Annotated in this window: 13 protein-coding genes; 7 read left to right on the top strand and 6 right to left on the bottom strand. The window is 70.2% G+C overall.

The window, feature by feature from the left end; genetic code table 11:
* Positions 1 to 160: 160 nt before the first annotated feature.
* Together Ahu01nite_RS17750 and Ahu01nite_RS17745 are read left to right on the top strand one after the other, a co-directional pair.
* Positions 161 to 2,980, top strand: coding sequence for a helix-turn-helix transcriptional regulator (locus tag Ahu01nite_RS17750; protein WP_203837648.1), 2,820 nt, complete (start codon positions 161 to 163; stop codon positions 2,978 to 2,980).
* Between the two features lie 180 nt (positions 2,981 to 3,160).
* Positions 3,161 to 3,937, top strand: a complete 777-nt coding sequence (locus tag Ahu01nite_RS17745) for a DUF5995 family protein (protein ID WP_203837834.1) — start codon at positions 3,161 to 3,163, stop codon at positions 3,935 to 3,937.
* A 65-nt stretch (positions 3,938 to 4,002) separates the two neighbouring features.
* Here the strand turns inward: Ahu01nite_RS17745 and Ahu01nite_RS17740 are convergent, their stop codons facing one another.
* From Ahu01nite_RS17740 to Ahu01nite_RS17730, 3 genes are read right to left on the bottom strand one after another with little or no spacing between them, the layout of a single operon-like run.
* The gene (locus Ahu01nite_RS17740) at positions 4,003 to 4,437 is read right to left on the bottom strand and encodes a hypothetical protein (RefSeq protein ID WP_203837647.1); all 435 of its coding nucleotides are present in this window, start codon (positions 4,435 to 4,437) and stop codon (positions 4,003 to 4,005) included.
* A gap of 34 nt (positions 4,438 to 4,471) precedes the next feature.
* Positions 4,472 to 5,818 (bottom strand): sensor histidine kinase, encoded by a 1,347-nt coding sequence (locus tag Ahu01nite_RS17735; protein WP_203837646.1) that lies wholly within the window; start codon positions 5,816 to 5,818, stop codon positions 4,472 to 4,474.
* The gene (locus Ahu01nite_RS17730) at positions 5,811 to 6,491 is read right to left on the bottom strand and encodes a response regulator transcription factor (protein WP_203837645.1); all 681 of its coding nucleotides are present in this window, start codon (positions 6,489 to 6,491) and stop codon (positions 5,811 to 5,813) included. Before Ahu01nite_RS17730 ends, Ahu01nite_RS17735 begins: the two co-directional genes overlap by 8 nt.
* Before the next feature lie 97 nt (positions 6,492 to 6,588).
* Between Ahu01nite_RS17730 and Ahu01nite_RS17725 the strand changes: the two genes are divergently transcribed.
* Complete coding sequence (locus Ahu01nite_RS17725) at positions 6,589 to 7,059, top strand: HAD domain-containing protein (protein WP_239158918.1); 471 nt, start codon at positions 6,589 to 6,591, stop codon at positions 7,057 to 7,059.
* Positions 7,060 to 7,110: 51 nt separating this feature from the next.
* A complete protein-coding gene (locus Ahu01nite_RS17720) occupies positions 7,111 to 8,097 on the top strand; it encodes an arabinan endo-1,5-alpha-L-arabinosidase (protein WP_239158917.1) in 987 nt (328 codons plus the stop codon).
* A gap of 39 nt (positions 8,098 to 8,136) precedes the next feature.
* Here the strand turns inward: Ahu01nite_RS17720 and Ahu01nite_RS17715 are convergent, their stop codons facing one another.
* On the bottom strand, positions 8,137 to 11,097 hold the full coding sequence (locus tag Ahu01nite_RS17715) for a galactose-binding domain-containing protein (RefSeq protein WP_239158916.1): 2,961 nt from the start codon (positions 11,095 to 11,097) through the stop codon (positions 8,137 to 8,139).
* A gap of 165 nt (positions 11,098 to 11,262) precedes the next feature.
* Here Ahu01nite_RS17715 and Ahu01nite_RS17710 point away from each other — a divergent pair, with 165 nt between their 5' ends.
* Complete coding sequence (locus tag Ahu01nite_RS17710) at positions 11,263 to 11,814, top strand: DUF305 domain-containing protein (protein ID WP_203837644.1); 552 nt, start codon at positions 11,263 to 11,265, stop codon at positions 11,812 to 11,814.
* Between the two features lie 69 nt (positions 11,815 to 11,883).
* Here Ahu01nite_RS17710 and Ahu01nite_RS17705 read toward each other — a convergent pair whose 3' ends face one another.
* Positions 11,884 to 13,278, bottom strand: a complete 1,395-nt coding sequence (locus Ahu01nite_RS17705; protein WP_203837643.1) for a DUF1996 domain-containing protein — start codon at positions 13,276 to 13,278, stop codon at positions 11,884 to 11,886.
* Between the two features lie 232 nt (positions 13,279 to 13,510).
* On the opposite strand from Ahu01nite_RS17705, the gene Ahu01nite_RS17700 reads away from it, so the two are divergent.
* Both Ahu01nite_RS17700 and Ahu01nite_RS17695 read left to right on the top strand, forming a co-directional pair.
* A complete protein-coding gene (locus tag Ahu01nite_RS17700; RefSeq protein ID WP_203837642.1) occupies positions 13,511 to 14,554 on the top strand; it encodes a LacI family DNA-binding transcriptional regulator in 1,044 nt (347 codons plus the stop codon).
* An 80-nt stretch (positions 14,555 to 14,634) separates the two neighbouring features.
* Positions 14,635 to 15,177, top strand: a complete 543-nt coding sequence (locus Ahu01nite_RS17695) for a LytR C-terminal domain-containing protein (protein ID WP_203837641.1) — start codon at positions 14,635 to 14,637, stop codon at positions 15,175 to 15,177.
* 72 nt (positions 15,178 to 15,249) lie between these two features.
* Here Ahu01nite_RS17695 and Ahu01nite_RS17690 read toward each other — a convergent pair whose 3' ends face one another.
* Entirely contained in the window at positions 15,250 to 16,350 is a 1,101-nt protein-coding gene (locus Ahu01nite_RS17690) for a calcium:cation antiporter (RefSeq protein WP_203837640.1), read from the bottom strand.
* Positions 16,351 to 16,416 lie beyond the last annotated feature (66 nt).

The following is a 16,416-nucleotide window of genomic DNA, read 5'->3' as shown; positions in this document are numbered from 1 at the left end:
CCTTCCCTGTAGGCGAAGAGAACGGTGCCAGCGGCCCACGGACAACGGATCGTCAGAATGACGTATCTGCGACGGGCGCCCCCGCGTCCTGTCAGATGTGACGCAGAACAGTCCGAACCGCCGAGAGAGCACAGCCGTGCTTCCCACTAGGCTGCCACGCATGGCCAGCGAGGGGGACGACGCGCCACTTGTCGGACGTACCGGCACACTGACGTCGATTCAGGCCGACCTGGCCGCCATCGGGCCCGGGGGGACCGCGGCGGTTTTCGTCACCGGCGAGAGCGGCGTCGGCAAGACCCGGCTGTTGCGGGAAACCGCAGAAGCGATGCGCGAGGCCGGAGCCGCCGTGCTCTACGGAGCGTGTCTGGACATCGGTGACGCCTCGCCGCTGCACCCGGTCCTGCAGGCGCTGCGTCAGGCCGGCGCGCACCCCGGCCCGGGCTCCCCCGACGCCTCCGACGGCGCCGGTGCCCTGCTCGAACGCGTCTCACACCAGCTGCAGACACTCGCCCAGGGCCGGCAGCTCCTGCTCGTCCTTGACGATCTCCAGTGGGCCGATCGGAGCACCCGCCAGCTGCTGCTCTACCTGCTCGCCGGGCTCGGGGAGATCAACCTGTCGGTGCTGGCCGCGGTCCGCTCGGAGTCGCTGCACGGCTCCCATCCCCTGCGGCGGGTGCTGGCGGAGTTGCGGCGGCTGCGCAGCGTACGGGTGCTGGACCTGGCACCGCTCGACCGTGAGGCCACCGCCGAGCTGGTCGCCGCGATCGCCGGCAACGACGTCGTCTCCGAGGACGCCGACCGGGTCTTCAAGCGCAGCGGGGGCAACCCGTTCGTCGCCGAGGAGCTGGCCCGTGACCTGCGTGACGGCCGCGTCGAGCTGTCCGACACGCTGCGCGAGATCTTCCTGTCCCGCGTCGACGAGCTGCCCCCGCACGCGCACGAGGTGGTGCACGCGGTGGCCGCCGGGGTGGAGCCGGTCGAGCACGCGCTGCTGGCCCGGGTGCTGCCGCTGGGCGAGACGGAGCTGATCGAGGCCATCCGTGCCGCGGTCGCGCACCGCTTCGTGACCAGCGCGAACGACGGCTACCGGCTGCGGCACCGGGTCGTGGCGGAGGTGCTGGAGCACGAGGTGCTGCCCGCCGAGCACGCCGCCCGGCATCGCCGTTACGCCGAGGCGATCGAGGCCGCGCCCGGCGACAACGACCACGCCCGGCTGGTCCGGCACTGGCAGCAGGCCGGCGAACCGGTCCGCGCGCTGCCCTCGGTGATCGCCGCCGCCCGCGCCGCGGAGGAGCTGTACGGCTTCACCGAGGCCTACCGCTACTGGGCGCTCGCGCTGAGCCTCACCCCCGAGGACGACTCCGCCCGCACCGCCCTGCTCGGATACACCGCCGAGTCGGCCCACCGGTGCGGCGAGCACCAGCGCGCGCTGACCACGCTGGAGCAGCTCGCGGCCCGCCCGGACGCCCCCAGCAAGTGCCAGCTCCACCTGCGGCGCGCCCGTTACCTGGCCGCGGCGGGCCGGGCGGCGACCGCCGAGACCGAGTACGAGCTCGTTCTCGCCGCCGACGAGTGCACCCCGCGGGAGAAGGCCACCGCCGCCGCCAACCTGGCCGAGCTGCTCGTGCACCTCGGGCGTTATGCCGACGCCGGCGACCGGGCCCGCGAGGCCCTGGAGCTGGCCGACGGCACCGAGGACTCGACCGCCGACCTGGTCCGGGCCAGCGCCGCGCTCGGGTTCAGCCTCGCCTTCCTGCAGGACCCCGACGCCGGGCTCGCGATCGTCCGGCAGGCGGTGGAGATCGCCGAGCGCTCCGGGCACCCCGAGGACATCGGCGTGGCCTACCAGCACCTCGCCGAGCTGCTCACCAATCCGCTCAGCAGCGTGGAGGAGGGTGTCCTCGTCGCCCGGCGCGGTGCGGAGAAGCTCGCCGCCATCGGGCAGGGCCGCAGCTACCAGACCCGGCTGCTGGCGATCGCCGCCAACGGCCTGTTCCGGGTCGGTCAGTGGGGCGAGGCCCGCAAGGTGCTCGACGACGCGATGCGGCACCGCCCGTCCGGCGCCGACGCGGTCGACATCCTGCTCGCGCGCTGCCGGCTCTGGGTCGGCTTCGGCGAGATCGAGGCCGCCAACCGCGACCTGGACGCCGTCGCCACCATCCTGGCCGGCGGCGGCGCCCGGCACGTGCTGCCGATGCTGACGCTGCGCGCCGGGCTCGCCATGTGGCAGGGCCGGCACGCCGACGCCCGCGCCGCCGTGCAGCGCGGCCTCACCGAGACCCGCTCCGACGACCTCGTGCTGCTCGGCGTGCTCGCCTGGCACGGGCTGCGCGCCGAGGCGGAGGCCCAGGCCGGCGGCGAGGTGCCGGTCGACCCGGCCGCCGTCCGGCGGCTGCGCAGCATCGTCGAGCGGATGGCCCGCGGGGTCGGCGACGCTGCCCCGCAGGTCCGGGCGGTCGTCGACGCCTATCTCGACCTGTGCGCCGCCGAGACCAGCCGCATCGAGCAGCGCAGCGACCCCGAGCTGTGGGCCCGCTCCGCGAGCGCGTGGGACCGGCGCGGGCAGCCTTATCCGGCGGCCTACTCGCGGCTGCGCCAGGCCGAGGCCTCGTTCGCCCGGCGGGTCCGTAAGGCGGCCGCCACGATGGCCATCCGCGAGGCGTACGCGACAGCCCAGGCCATGGGCGCGAAACCCTTCGCCGCCGAGATCGTCCAGATCGCCGGCCGGGCCCGCGTCACCCTGGTCGAGGCGCCCGGCTCGGCCGTCGTGCCCGAGCGTGGCACCGACGAGCTCTCCCTGCTGACCGAGCGGGAGCGCGAGGTGCTGGCCGCGGTCGCCGAGGGTCTCACCAACCGCGAGATCGGCCAGTCCCTGTTCATCAGCGAACGCACCGTCGGCGTCCACGTCGGTCACATATTCGACAAACTCCAGGTCCGCACCCGCGTCCAGGCCAGCCGGGTCTACCTAGGTGCGGCGTGACCTATTCGTTATCTGCGGCGCAGGGATACGTAGTTCTACCGATCCGCGCGTAAGTAAGCGGTGAAAAGCTGAGGTCCGTTCGGGGGAGCACCGCCCGGCGGACCGCCCCGCACCACGAGGGCCATGGGTCGCCGGGCGGTGCTGGAACACTCCGCCCCGCAGCCCGCCGTGGAGGGATCGATGATCACCGAGTCGTCCGTGTGGGGACCCGTGCAACGGGACATGGCCGATGTGCTCGCCGGTCACCCCGACGACGTGCCCTCGGTCGTCGACCAGCTGACCCGCCTGCAGGACGTGCTCACCCACGTGCCGCCGCTGATGGGCAGCAACCCGCTCGCCGACTTCAACAAGCTGTATCTCACGATCACCACGAGCGTGCTGGAGCGGCTCTACGCCGGCCAGTTCGCCGACCCCGCGTTCCTCTCCCGGCTCGACGTCGAGTTCGCGGCCCGCTACTTCGACGCGCTGCGCCAGTGGTCCGACATGAGCGCCGGCTGCCCCCGCTCCTGGATGGTGCTGTTCCACCGCATCCCCGGCCCGGACGCGCGCCCGCTCCCGTCCGCCGCAGCGGGCATCAACGCGCACATCAACTACGACCTGCCGTTCGCCCTGGTCACCACGCTCGACTTCCAGGGCTGCGACCCGGTCGACGACAGCGACCAGCACCGCGACTACCTGCAGATCAACGACATCTTCGCGGAGCAGATCCCCGGTCTGCGCCGCGGCTTCCTCGAAAAATGGCAGCTGCTCATCGACATGATGAACGGCGACCTCGACGACTGGTGGCAGGGCGAGGTCGTCGAATACACCCGCAACGTCGCCTGGCGAAACGCCCAGCGCCTCTGGGCCGTACGCCACGACCTGCAGGCCGTCTCCCAGGAGCGCACCCGCCTCGACCGGACCGCCGAGTCGCTCGGCAAGCTGCTGCTCTCGCCGATGGGCGCGATCCTGCAGTAACGACTTTCACTGAGGGGGCGGGGCAGGGCCCGCGTTCGGTCTTCCGAGCGCGGGCCCTGCACCATTTACTTCACCCTGACCAGGCGCGCAACGGTGGTGCTGCCGTCCTTACGGCCCGCGACCCCGACCTCGGCGCCGGTCTTCAGCGTCCCCTGCACCTTGGCCTTGTCGCCCAGCGTCCAGGTCTGGGTGAACCCGTCGCTCGACTTGACGCTGAGGGTCTTCGCGTCGGTCGCCGTGACCGTGCCGCGCTGGACCACCACCGTCCTGGTTCCATCCTTGACCTGCACCGTGATCTCGCCGTGCAGGGTGTTCCTGCGCAGGTACGCCCGTCGCGGCTTCGCGGCCGCCGCCTCCGACGGCGAGGCCGAGGGTGCGTCCATCGCGGTGAGGGCGTAGGTCTCCGCGGCAACATCCGCGGTGGTGGGTGCGGCGCCGCAGCCCGCGAGCGCGAGCAGGCCGGCGAGTCCCAGAGAGAATGCGATGCGGGAACGTGTCATGCGGCCAGCTTCGGGCTCGCGTGCATGGAGGCGATCAGCGTTGTGTTCGGGTTGTGTAAGGGAGCGTGATCGAGAACATCGCCCCACCTTCGGGGGCGTGGCCGGCTTCGATGGTGCCGCCGAGCCGGTTGACGAGCCGGGCGGCGAGGGCGAGGCCAAGGCCACTGCCGGTTTTGCGTACGTGCCGGTAGCGCTGCTGCAACGCGCCGCGCTCGAACGCCACGGCGAGGTCCTCGTCGGTGAAGCCCGGGCCACCGTCACGGACCTCGACGACGCCACCGCGCTCCCCCGCTCGCACGGCGAGGATCAGGGGTGTGCCGGGCGGGAGCACCCGCAGCGCGTTCTCGCAGAGGCCGTCGATCACCTGGCGGATCCGGCCGGGATCGGTGTCGATCAGGACCGGCGAGGCCGGCAGGTCGACGGTGAGGGACGGGCCGTCCGGCGTACACCTCGGCGCCCAGGCCTCGCCCGCCGCGCCTGTCACGTCTGCAAGATCAACCGCGACTATGTGTACGGGCAGGTCAGCGGCCTCGAGCCGGGACAGCACCAGCAGATCCGAGATGAGCCGGTCGAGCCGGTCCGCCTCGTTCAGCATCGTCTCGCCGGCCTTCGCCGCGCCGTCGGCTTCGACCACGCCGTCGGCGAGGGCCTCGGCGTAACCGCGGATCGTGGCCAGCGGCGTACGCAACTCATGGGAGACCGACAGCAGGAATTCGCGTTCCCGGCCCTCACTGACCTGCAACGCCGCGCCCAGCTGGTTGAGCGCGGCAGCGAGCTCGGCGGCCTCGGCCGGTGGGCGGACAGCCAGGCGCACCGTGCGGTCTCCCGCGGACAACCGGGCCGCGGCGAAGGCGGCCTGACGCAGCGGGCGTGCGATGAAGTGGGCCAGCAGCGCCCCCGCGCCGACGCCGCCGAGCAGCCCCGCGAGCAGCGCGATCCAGACCCCGCTCAACACCTTGGCGGCGGTGCCGGAGACCGCGCGGCGGGTCAGCACCACGCCGGCGTTGTTACCGCTGAGCGGGCTCCCGGCGATCAGCACCGCCTTGCCGCCGACGACCCCGCGCGTGTTGACGACCTGACCCGCCGCGATCTGCTCGACGACCCGGGCGGGCAGCCCGGGATGATCGGGGACGCCCCGCCGGACCAGGTAGAGGGCGATGCCGTCGTCGCGGAGCCGAGCGACGATCCGCTCGCGGGCAGCCGGACGCTCGGTGGCGAGCAGCTCGACGGCGATCGCGGACTTCTCCACCAGGTCGGCGCGGGCCGCGTTGTTCGCCGAGCGTACGGCGATCGGCAGCGCCACCAGCGCCGTGATGATCACGGAGATGACGGCGGTGGCCGCGGTGACCAGCACGGCCCGCCCAGCAAAAGTCCTAGGCATCAGCGGTGTAACCGACGCCGCGGACAGTGCGGATCAGACCCGCGGCGGCGCCGAGCTTGGCGCGGACCTGGGCCACGTGGACGTCGACCGTGCGGGTGCCGGCGTGGGAGGCGTACCCCCAGACCGCCGCGAGCAGCTCCTCGCGGGTGAAGACCCGTCCCGGACGGCCCAGCAGATGCCCGAGCAGGTCGAACTCGGTGGGGGTGAGGGTCAGCGGATCGCCCTCGACGGTGACCCGGCGACGCCCCGGGTCCAGCGTCACCGGCCCGAGCGTCTTCACCCGCTCACCCTCGCCGGGACCGGCCGCGCGGCGCAGCAGAGCCCGCACCCGCGCGACCAGCTCGCGCGGGCTGAACGGCTTGGTCAGGTAGTCGTCGCCACCCAGCTCCAAGCCGAGAATCCGGTCGACCTCGTCGTCACGGGCGGTCAGGAAAACCACCGGCGTCCAGTCACCGGCCTCGCGCAGCCGCCGGCAGATCTCGGTGCCCGCAAGACTCGGCAACGCGATGTCCAGCACACACGCGACCGGCCGCATCCGGCGCGCGGCAGCCAGCCCGGCGACACCGTCGTGCTCGACATGCACCCCGTAACCGTCCCGGCTCAGATAGAGCCTGACCAGGTCGGCGATGGGCCGCTCATCCTCCACGACCAGGACCAGCCCCTTGTCACTCACCCGATCATTGTGCCCAGAAATCAACCGGCGCGATGTTCGGGGAACGTACGGGCCGGGTGTGTTCAAAAGTGTCAGGGGCCGGGTGTTTCATAGATGGGTGAACCGACCCGTGATGCTGCTGGATCTTGACGGCGTGCTGAACCCGTTCGGTGCGTCCACCTGCCCGGAGGGCTACGTGGAGCACGAGTTCTACCCGGGTGAGGGGCCCCTGCGATATTGTCCCGCGCACGGCGAGTGGATCAGTGAGCTGGCCACCGCCGGGGAGTTGCGCTGGGCGACCGCCTGGGGCGAGGACGCCAATACGCTGTTCGCGCCGATGCTGGGCATCGAGCCGTTGCCGTTCGTGCCGTTCCCGCCGCTGCCGTTCCTGCCCGAGCAGAAGGTCCCGGCGATCGCCGAGGTCGTGGAGGACCGCCCGGTTGCCTGGATCGACGACAACCACACCGAAGCGGGACGCCGCTGGGCGGCCGACCGCGCCGCGCCGACCCTGCTCGTGCCGATCGACTCCGAGGTCGGCTGGACCCGCGACGATGTGGAGAAAGTCCTGGCCTGGGCCCGCGACCTGTAATTTCCGGCGCCGCCCGGGCAACCTTTGCGGCCCGGGCGGCAACTTGAGCGCGTGAGCCAATCCCCTCTGCGCAAGATCCTGCTGACCGTGGCGACCGGCCTGGTGGCGGTGGCGGCCGGCGTCTTCGGCCTCGAGAACGCCGACGCGGCGACCTACCCGAACCCGGGTGTCGTGACCGGGTCGACGTTCGCGCACGACCCGTCGATGGTGAAACGGCCGGCGGGCGGTTACCTGCTGGCATACACAGCGCCTGGTATCGGGTTGAAGACCTCGGCCGACCGCACTGCGTTCGCCGACGCCGGGACGGCGTTCCCCAACGGCACGCCGTGGGCGGACAAATATACCGGCGGTGACACGAACCTGTGGGCGCCGGACATCTCGTACCGTGGCGGAAAGTACATCATGTACTACTCCGCGTCGAGCTTCGGGAAGAGCGTCTCGGGCATCTTCATGGCCTCCAGCACCACCGGCGCGGCCGGGAGCTGGACCAACCAGGGCCTTGTCATTGAGAGCACGGCGGCCAGCGGCTTCAACGCCATCGACCCGAACCTCGTCGTGACGTCGTCCGGTGAGTGGTGGATGACGTTCGGCTCGTTCTGGAGCGGCATCAAGATGATCAAAATCAACCCGTCGTCGGGCAAGCGGGCGGACACCACCATCAGGTCCATCGCCGAGCGCTTCACCACGGACAAGGCGATCGAGGCACCGTACGTCTACGAGCACGGCGGTTACTACTACCTGTTCGTGGCGTTCGACGCGTGCTGCAAGGGTGCGGCGAGCACGTACCGCACGATGGTCGGCCGCTCCAAAACCATCACCGGACCGTACGTCGACCGCGCGGGCACGGCGATGACGGCCGGCGGTGGCACCGAGATCCTGGCGAGCCACGGCAGCGTCTACGGCCCCGGCCACCCGGCGGTGTTCGCGGACGGCACCGACTCCGTGCTGGTCTACCACTACTACACCGCCGCCGGTGACGCCCGGCTCGGCATCAACCTGCTGGGCTTCGACTCCTCGGCGTGGCCCTACGCGTTCTGAAGGGTGGGTGCCGCCCTCAGCCGAGGGCGGCACCGACTCCTAACTGCGATAAACCCCGAACTCCCACAACGAATATCCGTACGCCGTAGCGCGCCCTGTCGCGTTCACACGCACGTAGCGGCCGGATCCGTTGAGGTCCAGGTCGTCGAAGCCGCCGTTACCGGTCGACGTCGAGTACAGCGTGGACCAGGACGAACCGTCGTTGGAGACCTGCACGGTGTAGCCCTTGGCGTATGCCGCCTCCCACGCGAGCTGCACGTGGTTGAAGGACTGGACCGAGCCGAGATCCACCTGGGCCCACGCGGTGTCGACCCATTCGCTGGCCCATCGGGTGCCGTAATCGCCGTCCACCGCGTACGCCGGGAGCTGCGGCCCGGTCGTCCCGGTCGGCTGGTATGACGACGCGGTGACCGTCCGGCCCCGGGCCAGGTTGGTGCCCGGGATCGTCGGCGGGACGACCTTGAACGAGCGCTGTTCGATGCCGACGTTGCCCTGGCCGTCGTACGCGTAGACGTAGACCTTCCAGACGCCGAGCTGCTCGGGTGCTCGTACGGTGAAACTGCCGTTGCCGTTGTCCGTGAAGACCACATTGGTCAGCCCGGTGTTTCCGGTGATGTGCTTGTCCGAGAACATCAGGTTGTAGCGGATGAGGTCGCCGTTCGGATCGCTGGCTGAGGCGTTCACGGTGAACGTGCCACCCGCCGGCACCGCCGTCTGGTTACCGACCGTCATCGCAGTGATCTCAGGCGGTGTGTTCGCCGAGGCCGTCCCGGTGTACGCCTGCTTCAGCGCGTGATATCCGAGCCGCCGCCACCCGCCGGTGAAGGTGTTCAGCCACACCCCGCCGAAGTCGTTCTCCAGCCCGTAGTGGAATTCCGTCGCCCCCAGCGCCACGCCCGGGTGCGCCTTGATCGCGTTCCAGCTCGCCGTGTATCCGGCGCGTTTCTGCAGGTCCGTGGGCTCGGTCGGCACCCCGTTGACGTCATTGGGCACCTCCCACTCGCCGGCCGGGCCGCCCTCGGTGACGATGTACGGCTTCGTGTACCCACCGTTGATCCAGTCCTGCTTGACGTTGCCGATCGCGCCGTAGGAGTTCACCGCGAGCAGGTCCAGGTCGGGGGCGTACTGCTTGTAGTACGGCCACGCCCCGGTGTACGCGTCGGTCGAGGTCACGGGGTGGTTCGGGTCGGCCGCGTGGATGGCCTGGGCGAGCTCGTTGACAAATTTCGCGTACCCGATGCGCCGGGCTTCGACCTCGGCCGCGGACAGCCCGTGGTCCTGCATCGTCAGGATCACCTCGTTACCGACGTCCCACAGCAGCACGCCCTGCCGGTTCTTCAGCGCGTTGACCCGGGCGACGATCTCGGCCTTCACCGAATTCTTGTACGCGGTGTCGTTGGCGTAGTCGGCACCCTGGTTGAGCCAGTGCCCGACGACGACCTTCAGCCCCTGCTGCGCGGCTTTGTCCAGCAGCCCCGGCGTGTTGGCGTCATCCACGCCCCAGATCCGGATCGTGTTGACGCCCATGCTCTTCAGATCCCGCAGGTAACCATCGGCCGCTGCCTGCGGCGGGCCATAGGTCAAACCCTTGAGTGTGTACGCGGACCCGTTGACGTTGAGCTGCCAGTTCCCCTGCGAGCCCGTGACGCGTACGACGCTGGGCCCGGCCGGAGTAGCCGGATCGGTCATCGCCGCCGGGGTGGTCCCGGTCTTGCGGGCAACGCTCACCGAGTCGACGGAGAGCACCCCGCCGGAGGTCGTGGCCGCGGTCGGCGTGGTGTAACCCGCGACCGCGTTCGGCAGTGACCCGCCGATGGCCAGGTCGAGCCGCAGGAAGAAGCCGTGGTGGATCGCGGCCTGCCAGGCGGCGACCCCGACCTGCGATTCCTTGACCACCCAGGTCTGCCGTCCGTCGAGCGAGAAGCGGATCTCCTCGTCGGTCAGCGTCCGGTCGACGACCTGTGAGTACTCGTGGAACCCCGTCTGGCATCCGCTGCAGCTCGCGAATCCGCTGGCCCGGCCGTTGTACTCGGCGCACGGACCGTCGGGCGCGGACCCGCAGTGCAGCGTCTGCGACAGCTGGCTGCGACCGTTGACGTCGGTCATGATGTCCGTCTCGCCGACGCCCGGCCAGTTCGTGTAGTTGCCGCGGTAGGCGGCCCCGGTCGCGCGGAACCCTGGCCAGTACCCGGCGCCGTTCGCCACATCGGGCTGCTTGAGCACGGCGGTGAAGCGGGTCTGCTCGCCGGCCCGCGGCTCGAAGTCGGTGCGCTGCGTCTCGATCCGGCCCGAGGTCCAGGCGCCGGCGCCGTCCCGGATCGCCTTGATGTTCAGCTTGCCGGCGCCGTCGAGGGACACGTTCGCGGTCGAGGCGCTCGCGGTCTCCACCTCGCCGGTCCCCCAGTTGGCCGCGCCACCCGGATACTGCGTGCCGGTGCGCAGGATCCAGTTCGCGGCGCTCGGCGAGGTGCCCGCCGTACCCGTGAAGTCATCGGTCCAGACGGTCGACCAGTCGCCGCCACCGCCACCGGTGGCTGAGCCGTAGACCTTGAACTCCCACAGCGAGTAGCCGTAGCCGCTGCTGCGCTGCACACCCTGCATCCGCACATATCGCCCGGAGCCGGTCACCCCGAGCGTTTCGGTGCCGCCCGCGCCGGTGGTCGTGCTGTAGATGTCGGTCCAGGCGCTGCCATCGGCACTGGTCTGGATTTTGTACGCCTTCCCGTACGCGCCTTCCCACTGCAGCACGACCTGGGAGACGGTGTACGTGGAGCCGAGGTCGACCTGCAACCACTGGGCGTCGGTGAACTGGCTGGACCAGCGCGTGCCGGTGTTGCCGTCCACGGCGTTGCCGGGGGTCACGTCGGCGCCCTCCTGCGAGGACGCGGTGGCGGGCTTGCCCTGGGAGATCAACGGATCGGCGGCCTGCGCCGGGCTCGGCACGCCGACGAGGGCGGCGACCACCAGCGCTATCAACAGGGGGATCTTGGATGGAAGCACGGGGGACTCCTGACGCTTGTGCTTGGAAAGCGCTCTCCGAAGCTTGCGGGCAGTGTTACAACCATGTTGCCGACCGTCAATACCTTGCTGGGCTTTTGCCCAATTGACACAGCTGTCGGCGACACGGAGACTCGCTGTGTGAATCGGCATTCCTCCCTCGCATTTGTGACCGCATGGGCGCTTACCGCCGCGCTCGGCACAGCCGCGTGCGGGAGCGGTGACACCCCCGCGCCACCCGCTTCCGCCGCCGCCACACCCGCGCCGTCGGCGGGCGGCGCGGGCTTCTTCGGCGGCACCGACCTAGCCTGGGTCGAGATCAACATCGCGATGGACGAGGAGCTGCTCCCGCTGCTCGCCCTCGCCCCCGCCAACGGCTCGAGTCCGCAGGTCAAGGCGCTCGCCGCCGAGCTCACGACGTTTCACCAGGACGAGCTGACCCAGCTCCGCGCGCTGCACGACGAGGCCAAGCTGCCGTCCGAGAACCCGCACAAGGGCATGCCGATGCCGGGGATGGTGACCCCCGAGCAGGTCACCGCGGCGACCAAGGTGCGGGGCGCGGCGTTCGACAAGCTCCTCACCGAGGCGCTGAAGGCTCACTTCGAGCAGGGCGTGAACCTCGCCGGCTCCGAGGGGAAAGCGGGCCTTGAACCGCGTACCAAAGAACTCGCCGTAAAGGTGATCTCCACGCGCCAGAAATATCTCAAAGATCTCGGCTGAGTTTTTGTTATCCGCGTCCCGATAAAACGTCCGGGCCCCTATTGCGAGGGACCCGGACGTTTCCCGGCATTACGGGAGTACGTAGTTCTCGTTGAGCGCCGCGCCACGGTCCGGCTTGTACTGGTCGAAGCCGCGCGGGTCACACTGCAGCCCGCCGTCGATGCAGTGGCTGACGAGTGCCGCGAGCGTCGGAGCGTCCCACGCGTTGTAGAAGTCGTAGTGGAACGAGTACGCCCGGCCGCTGGACAGGCGCACCGCGGACATGGTGCCGCTCACCGGGAACGCCATCTTGAACTCGATCATCGGGACCGCGACCGGGTGGTCGGCGGGGCAGACCCCGACCGTCGGGTACGCCATGTGGCTCTTGTGGTCGGGCGTGTCCAGGTGGATGCCGTCCCAGCAGCTCGGCGCCTGGTACCGGATGTTGAGCTGGCTCCCCGCGACGCAACTGGCCGGGAAGTCCCAGTTGCGGACGCTCTCCCCGCACTCCCAGCCCTCGACCGCGCCGGGCGAGTTGCGGAACTCGTCGAGCGTCGCCGCCGGGCTGCCCACGACGTAACGCAGGCCGGGCGGTGAGGGCCGCACGCTGCGGTAGTCGATGACGCCGCTCTTGTAGTAGATGACCTGCCGGCCGACCGGCTGGACCGCGGTGTCGCCGTTGAGCAGCGTCGGCATCCAGTAGCCGGTCTTGTCACCGGGCGTGATGCAGGACGTCTGACCGGACTGCAGGCTGGTCAGCGTGGTCGCCGCGTTGGTGGTCGTGTTGCCCATGAACGTGTGCGAGTGCGAGGCGCCCGGCATGTTCGGGAACACGATCGGGTCGTCGGGCAGGTTCGAGCGGCTCACCGAGCAGTTCGCCTGGAACTCGTGATGCGTCGTGGGCGGGTTCGTCGCGGGCGGGGTGGCCGTGGACGGGGTGACGCCGGTTACGGGCGGGTTCGCGTACACATAGCCCGGTCCTTCGGAGGGCGGCGAGCCGGCGACGGAGCCGTAGACCTTGAACTCGATGAGCGAGTAACCGTAGGTCGTGCCGCGCTGGGTGCCGTACATCCGGAGGTAGCGCCCGGAGCCGGTGACGTTGCGGGTCTCGGTGCCGCCGGTGCCGGTGGTCGTGCTGAAGATGTCGGTCCAGGCGGTGCCGTCCGGACTGGTCTGGAGTTTGTACGCCTTCCCGTACGCGGTCTCCCACTGCAGCACCACCTGCGTGATCGTGGCGGTGCTGCCGAGGTCGACGCGCAGCCACTGAGGATCGGCCCACTGGCTGCCCCAGCGGGTCTCGGCGCGGCCGTCGACGGCGGCGGAGGCGGGTGACTCGCCGTTCTCCAGCGACGAGGCGATAGCGGGCCTGCCCTGCGACAGCAGGGTGTCGGCGGCGTGTGCTTGCGGGATGCCGACCAGCAGCGCTGCACCGGCGAGCGCGGCGGCACCGATCGGGGCGACGAGACGTCTGAGCTTCGTTCTCATGGGATCTCCCGGGGATTTTCCCGCGCGGTGCACGGGAGGGGTCGCTTCCGGGCCGGGTTCGGGGTCCGGCTTGGGAAGCTTTGGAGAGCGCTTTCCGAAGTGTTACGCCCCGATTGCACGTACGTCAATATCTCGCTCAGGTTCCGGAACTTCCCGGCCTCCACGGCGACTCGCCGGCCTCTCGTCGGCTTGTTTCGGAGAGCGCTCTCCGGGGTGTGCTATAAAGTCTGGTATGCAGACCGGGCGCGTCGAACGCCTCCCGACCCTGGAGGACGTCGCCCGGGTCGCCGGCGTCTCCCGCGCGACTGTGTCCCGGGTCGTCAACGGCATCCGCAACGTCGACCCGCAGCTGCACGAGCTCGTCTGGGACGCCGTGGGCCGCACCGGCTACGTCCCCAACCGCCTCGCCCGTTCCCTGGTCACCCGGCGCACCGGCACGGTGGCCCTGGTCGTCTCCGACTCCGAGGCGCACGACGACGACCCGTTCATGGGGCGCTTCTTCGCCGACCCCTACTTCGGCCGGGTCGTCGGCGGCCTCATGAGCGTCCTGCGCACCGCCGGCATCCAGCTCGCCCTGCAGATCGCCGGCACCGAGGACCAGCGCACCCGCCTCGTCGGCGACCTGCGCCACGGCCAGGCGGACGGCGCGATCGTCCTGTCGCTACCCGGCCGCGACCCCCTGCCCCGCATGCTCACCGACGCCGGCGTCCCCGCGGTGATGATCGGCCGCCCCGCCGACCCGGTCCCCATCAACTACGTCGACCTGGCCAACGACAGCGGCGCCGCCCTGGCCGCCGACCACCTCGTCGCCACGGGCCGCCACACGATCGTCATGATCGCCGGCCCACCCGAGGTCCCCGCCAGCAACGACCGCACCACGGGCTTCCGCAACGCCATGGCCCGCCACGGCCACGGCTGGGTCCCGGTCGCCGCCGGCAACTTCACCCAGGAGAGCGGCGAGGCAGCCATGCGCACGCTTCTCGCCGAGAACCCTGCCCTCGACGGCGTCTTCGTCGCCAACGACGTCATGGCCCTCGGCGCCCTGCTCGCCCTGCGCGAAGCCGGCCGCGACGTCCCTGCCGACGTGTCCCTGGTCGGCTTTGACGACAGCAGCGCGGCAACCTCGGCCAGCCCACCCCTGACCACCATCCGCCACCCCCTCGAGGACATGGCAGCCGAGGCGGCAAAACTCCTGCTCGCCCGGATCGAGGACCCCGGCATGCGGGTCTCCGCGGTCATCTACGAACCCACCCTGGTCACCCGTCGCTCAGCCTGAGACGGGGATCGATTTGGTGGCGCTTGTTAGCGTCGCCGGTACCGGCGCTGTGCCCGGTCGATTCCCCCGGAGTGAACAAGATGAGTCTTACGCGCGTCCGAGCGTTCATCGTGCTCGGTGTGCTGGTGGTGTCCGCGCTCGTCGTCGTCATCGTCGCCGTCACGAAGGACACCCAGAACGGACCGGTCGCCGACGCCTGCAAGGGCGCCGTCATGGTCAATGCCACCCTTCCCCGCGGCACGTCCGACGTCACGGTGAAGGTGCTCAACGGCACGGGGCGGCCGGGGCTCGCTGCCGCTCTCACACAGGACATGAAGAACCGCGGCTTCACGACCCAGAAGCCCGCGGAGAGCAAGAAGCGCTTCACCGGCGTCGCGCTCGTCCAGTACGGCCCGAAAGGCCTGTCCTCGGCCTGGCTGATCCAGGCATTCTTCCTCAACGAATCAAAAGCCGAATACGACCCGAAGCGTACGGACGCCACGGTCAACCTGGTCGTCGGCACCCTGTACCGCCAACTCGCCACCCCGACCGAGGTCAACCAGTCCCTCTCGATCCTCGGCAGCCCGGTCGTCCCACCCGGCGCCTGCGCCGCCCCCCACGACCAGCTCCAGGCCGCCAAGTAGGCCTTTTCTCGGCCCGGCCCCCGGTTGGAAGGGGCCGGGCTGAGCCGTTTCTAGAGACTGGCGGGCCTTGTCCTAAGGACTAGCTGCTAGGAACAGGAAGACGGCCAGCAACCCCAAGTGGATTCCTCCTTGCAGGACGTTGGCGCGGCCGGGGACCACCGTGAGCGTGCCGACCGCCACGGTCAGCGCGAGCAGGACCATCTGGGTGCCGCCGAGGCCGAGCAGGAGCGGGCCGTCCAGCCAGATCATGGCGATGGCGATTGCCGGGATGGTCAGGCCGATGCTGGCCATGGCGGAGCCGAGGGCCAGGTTGAGGCTGGTCTGGATGCGGTCGCGGGCGGCGGCGCGGACGGCGGCGATCGTTTCCGGGAGCAGCACCAGCAGCGCGATCACCACACCGACCACGGCCTGCGGCAGGCCGGCGCCGGCGACGGCGTCCTCGATCGCCGGGGAGACGCCCTTGGCCAGGCCGACGACGGCGATCAGCGCGACCAGGAGCAGGCCGAGGCTGACCTGCGCGGCGCGGGTCGAGGGTGGTTCGAGGTGTTCCTCGGCATCGATGACTTTGCCGGCCGTGGTGATCGGCAGGAAGTAGTCGCGGTGCCGGCGGGTCTGGACCAGGACGAACAGCAGGTAGAGCCCGAGAGAGGCGACGGCGGCGAAGCCGAGCTGGGCGGGCGAGAACTGCGGGCCGGGCCGGCTCGTGGTGAAGCTCGGCAGGACCAGGCTGAGTGCGGCGATCGTGGCGACCGCGGCCAGGGCGCCGCCGGTGCCTTCGGGGTTGAACACCGCGACCCGCCGGCGCAACGCTCCGACCAGCAGGGACAGGCCGAGAATGCCGTTACAGGTGATCATCACGGCGGCGAAGACGGTGTCGCGGGCCAGTGCCTGGGTCTTCTCACCGCCGCTGATCATCAGCGTGACGATGAGTGCGACCTCGATGATCGTGACGGCGACCGCGAGCACCAGCGAGCCGAACGGTTCACCGACGCGGTGCGCGACGACCTCGGCGTGGTGCACGGCGGCCAGCACGGCACCGGCGAGAAACAGGGCGCTGATGATCACCAGCGGGGGCGGAAGGTCGCGGCCCCAGGTGAGGATGAGGGTCGCCACAGCGACCACTGGGACGTACGTCGTCCAATGGGATAAATACGAACTGATTTTGGCAGCCATCAAACAACCCTGCCAGAAAGTGTCGTGATCAGCACGCGGAGCGAGGATCTACGACGCGGGCTCGGG

Source organism: Winogradskya humida (assembly GCF_016862215.1).
In the GTDB taxonomy this organism is placed as follows: Bacteria; Actinomycetota; Actinomycetes; order Mycobacteriales; family Micromonosporaceae; genus Actinoplanes; species Actinoplanes humidus.
This window is presented reverse-complemented; position numbering and strand designations above follow the sequence as displayed.

What these genes read in the sequence shown, in the direction of transcription:
- Ahu01nite_RS17750 (WP_203837648.1), top strand. Translation starts at nt 161, where the DNA reads ATGGCCAGCGAGGGGGACGACGCGCCACTTGTCGGACGTACCGGCACA.
- Ahu01nite_RS17745 (WP_203837834.1), top strand. Translation starts at nt 3,161, where the DNA reads ATGATCACCGAGTCGTCCGTGTGGGGACCCGTGCAACGGGACATGGCC.
- Ahu01nite_RS17740 (WP_203837647.1), bottom strand. Translation starts at nt 4,437, where the DNA reads ATGACACGTTCCCGCATCGCATTCTCTCTGGGACTCGCCGGCCTGCTC.
- Ahu01nite_RS17735 (WP_203837646.1), bottom strand. Translation starts at nt 5,818, where the DNA reads ATGCCTAGGACTTTTGCTGGGCGGGCCGTGCTGGTCACCGCGGCCACC.
- Ahu01nite_RS17705 (WP_203837643.1), bottom strand. Translation starts at nt 13,278, where the DNA reads ATGAGAACGAAGCTCAGACGTCTCGTCGCCCCGATCGGTGCCGCCGCG.
- Ahu01nite_RS17700 (WP_203837642.1), top strand. Translation starts at nt 13,511, where the DNA reads ATGCAGACCGGGCGCGTCGAACGCCTCCCGACCCTGGAGGACGTCGCC.
- Ahu01nite_RS17695 (WP_203837641.1), top strand. Translation starts at nt 14,635, where the DNA reads ATGAGTCTTACGCGCGTCCGAGCGTTCATCGTGCTCGGTGTGCTGGTG.
- Ahu01nite_RS17690 (WP_203837640.1), bottom strand. Translation starts at nt 16,350, where the DNA reads ATGGCTGCCAAAATCAGTTCGTATTTATCCCATTGGACGACGTACGTC.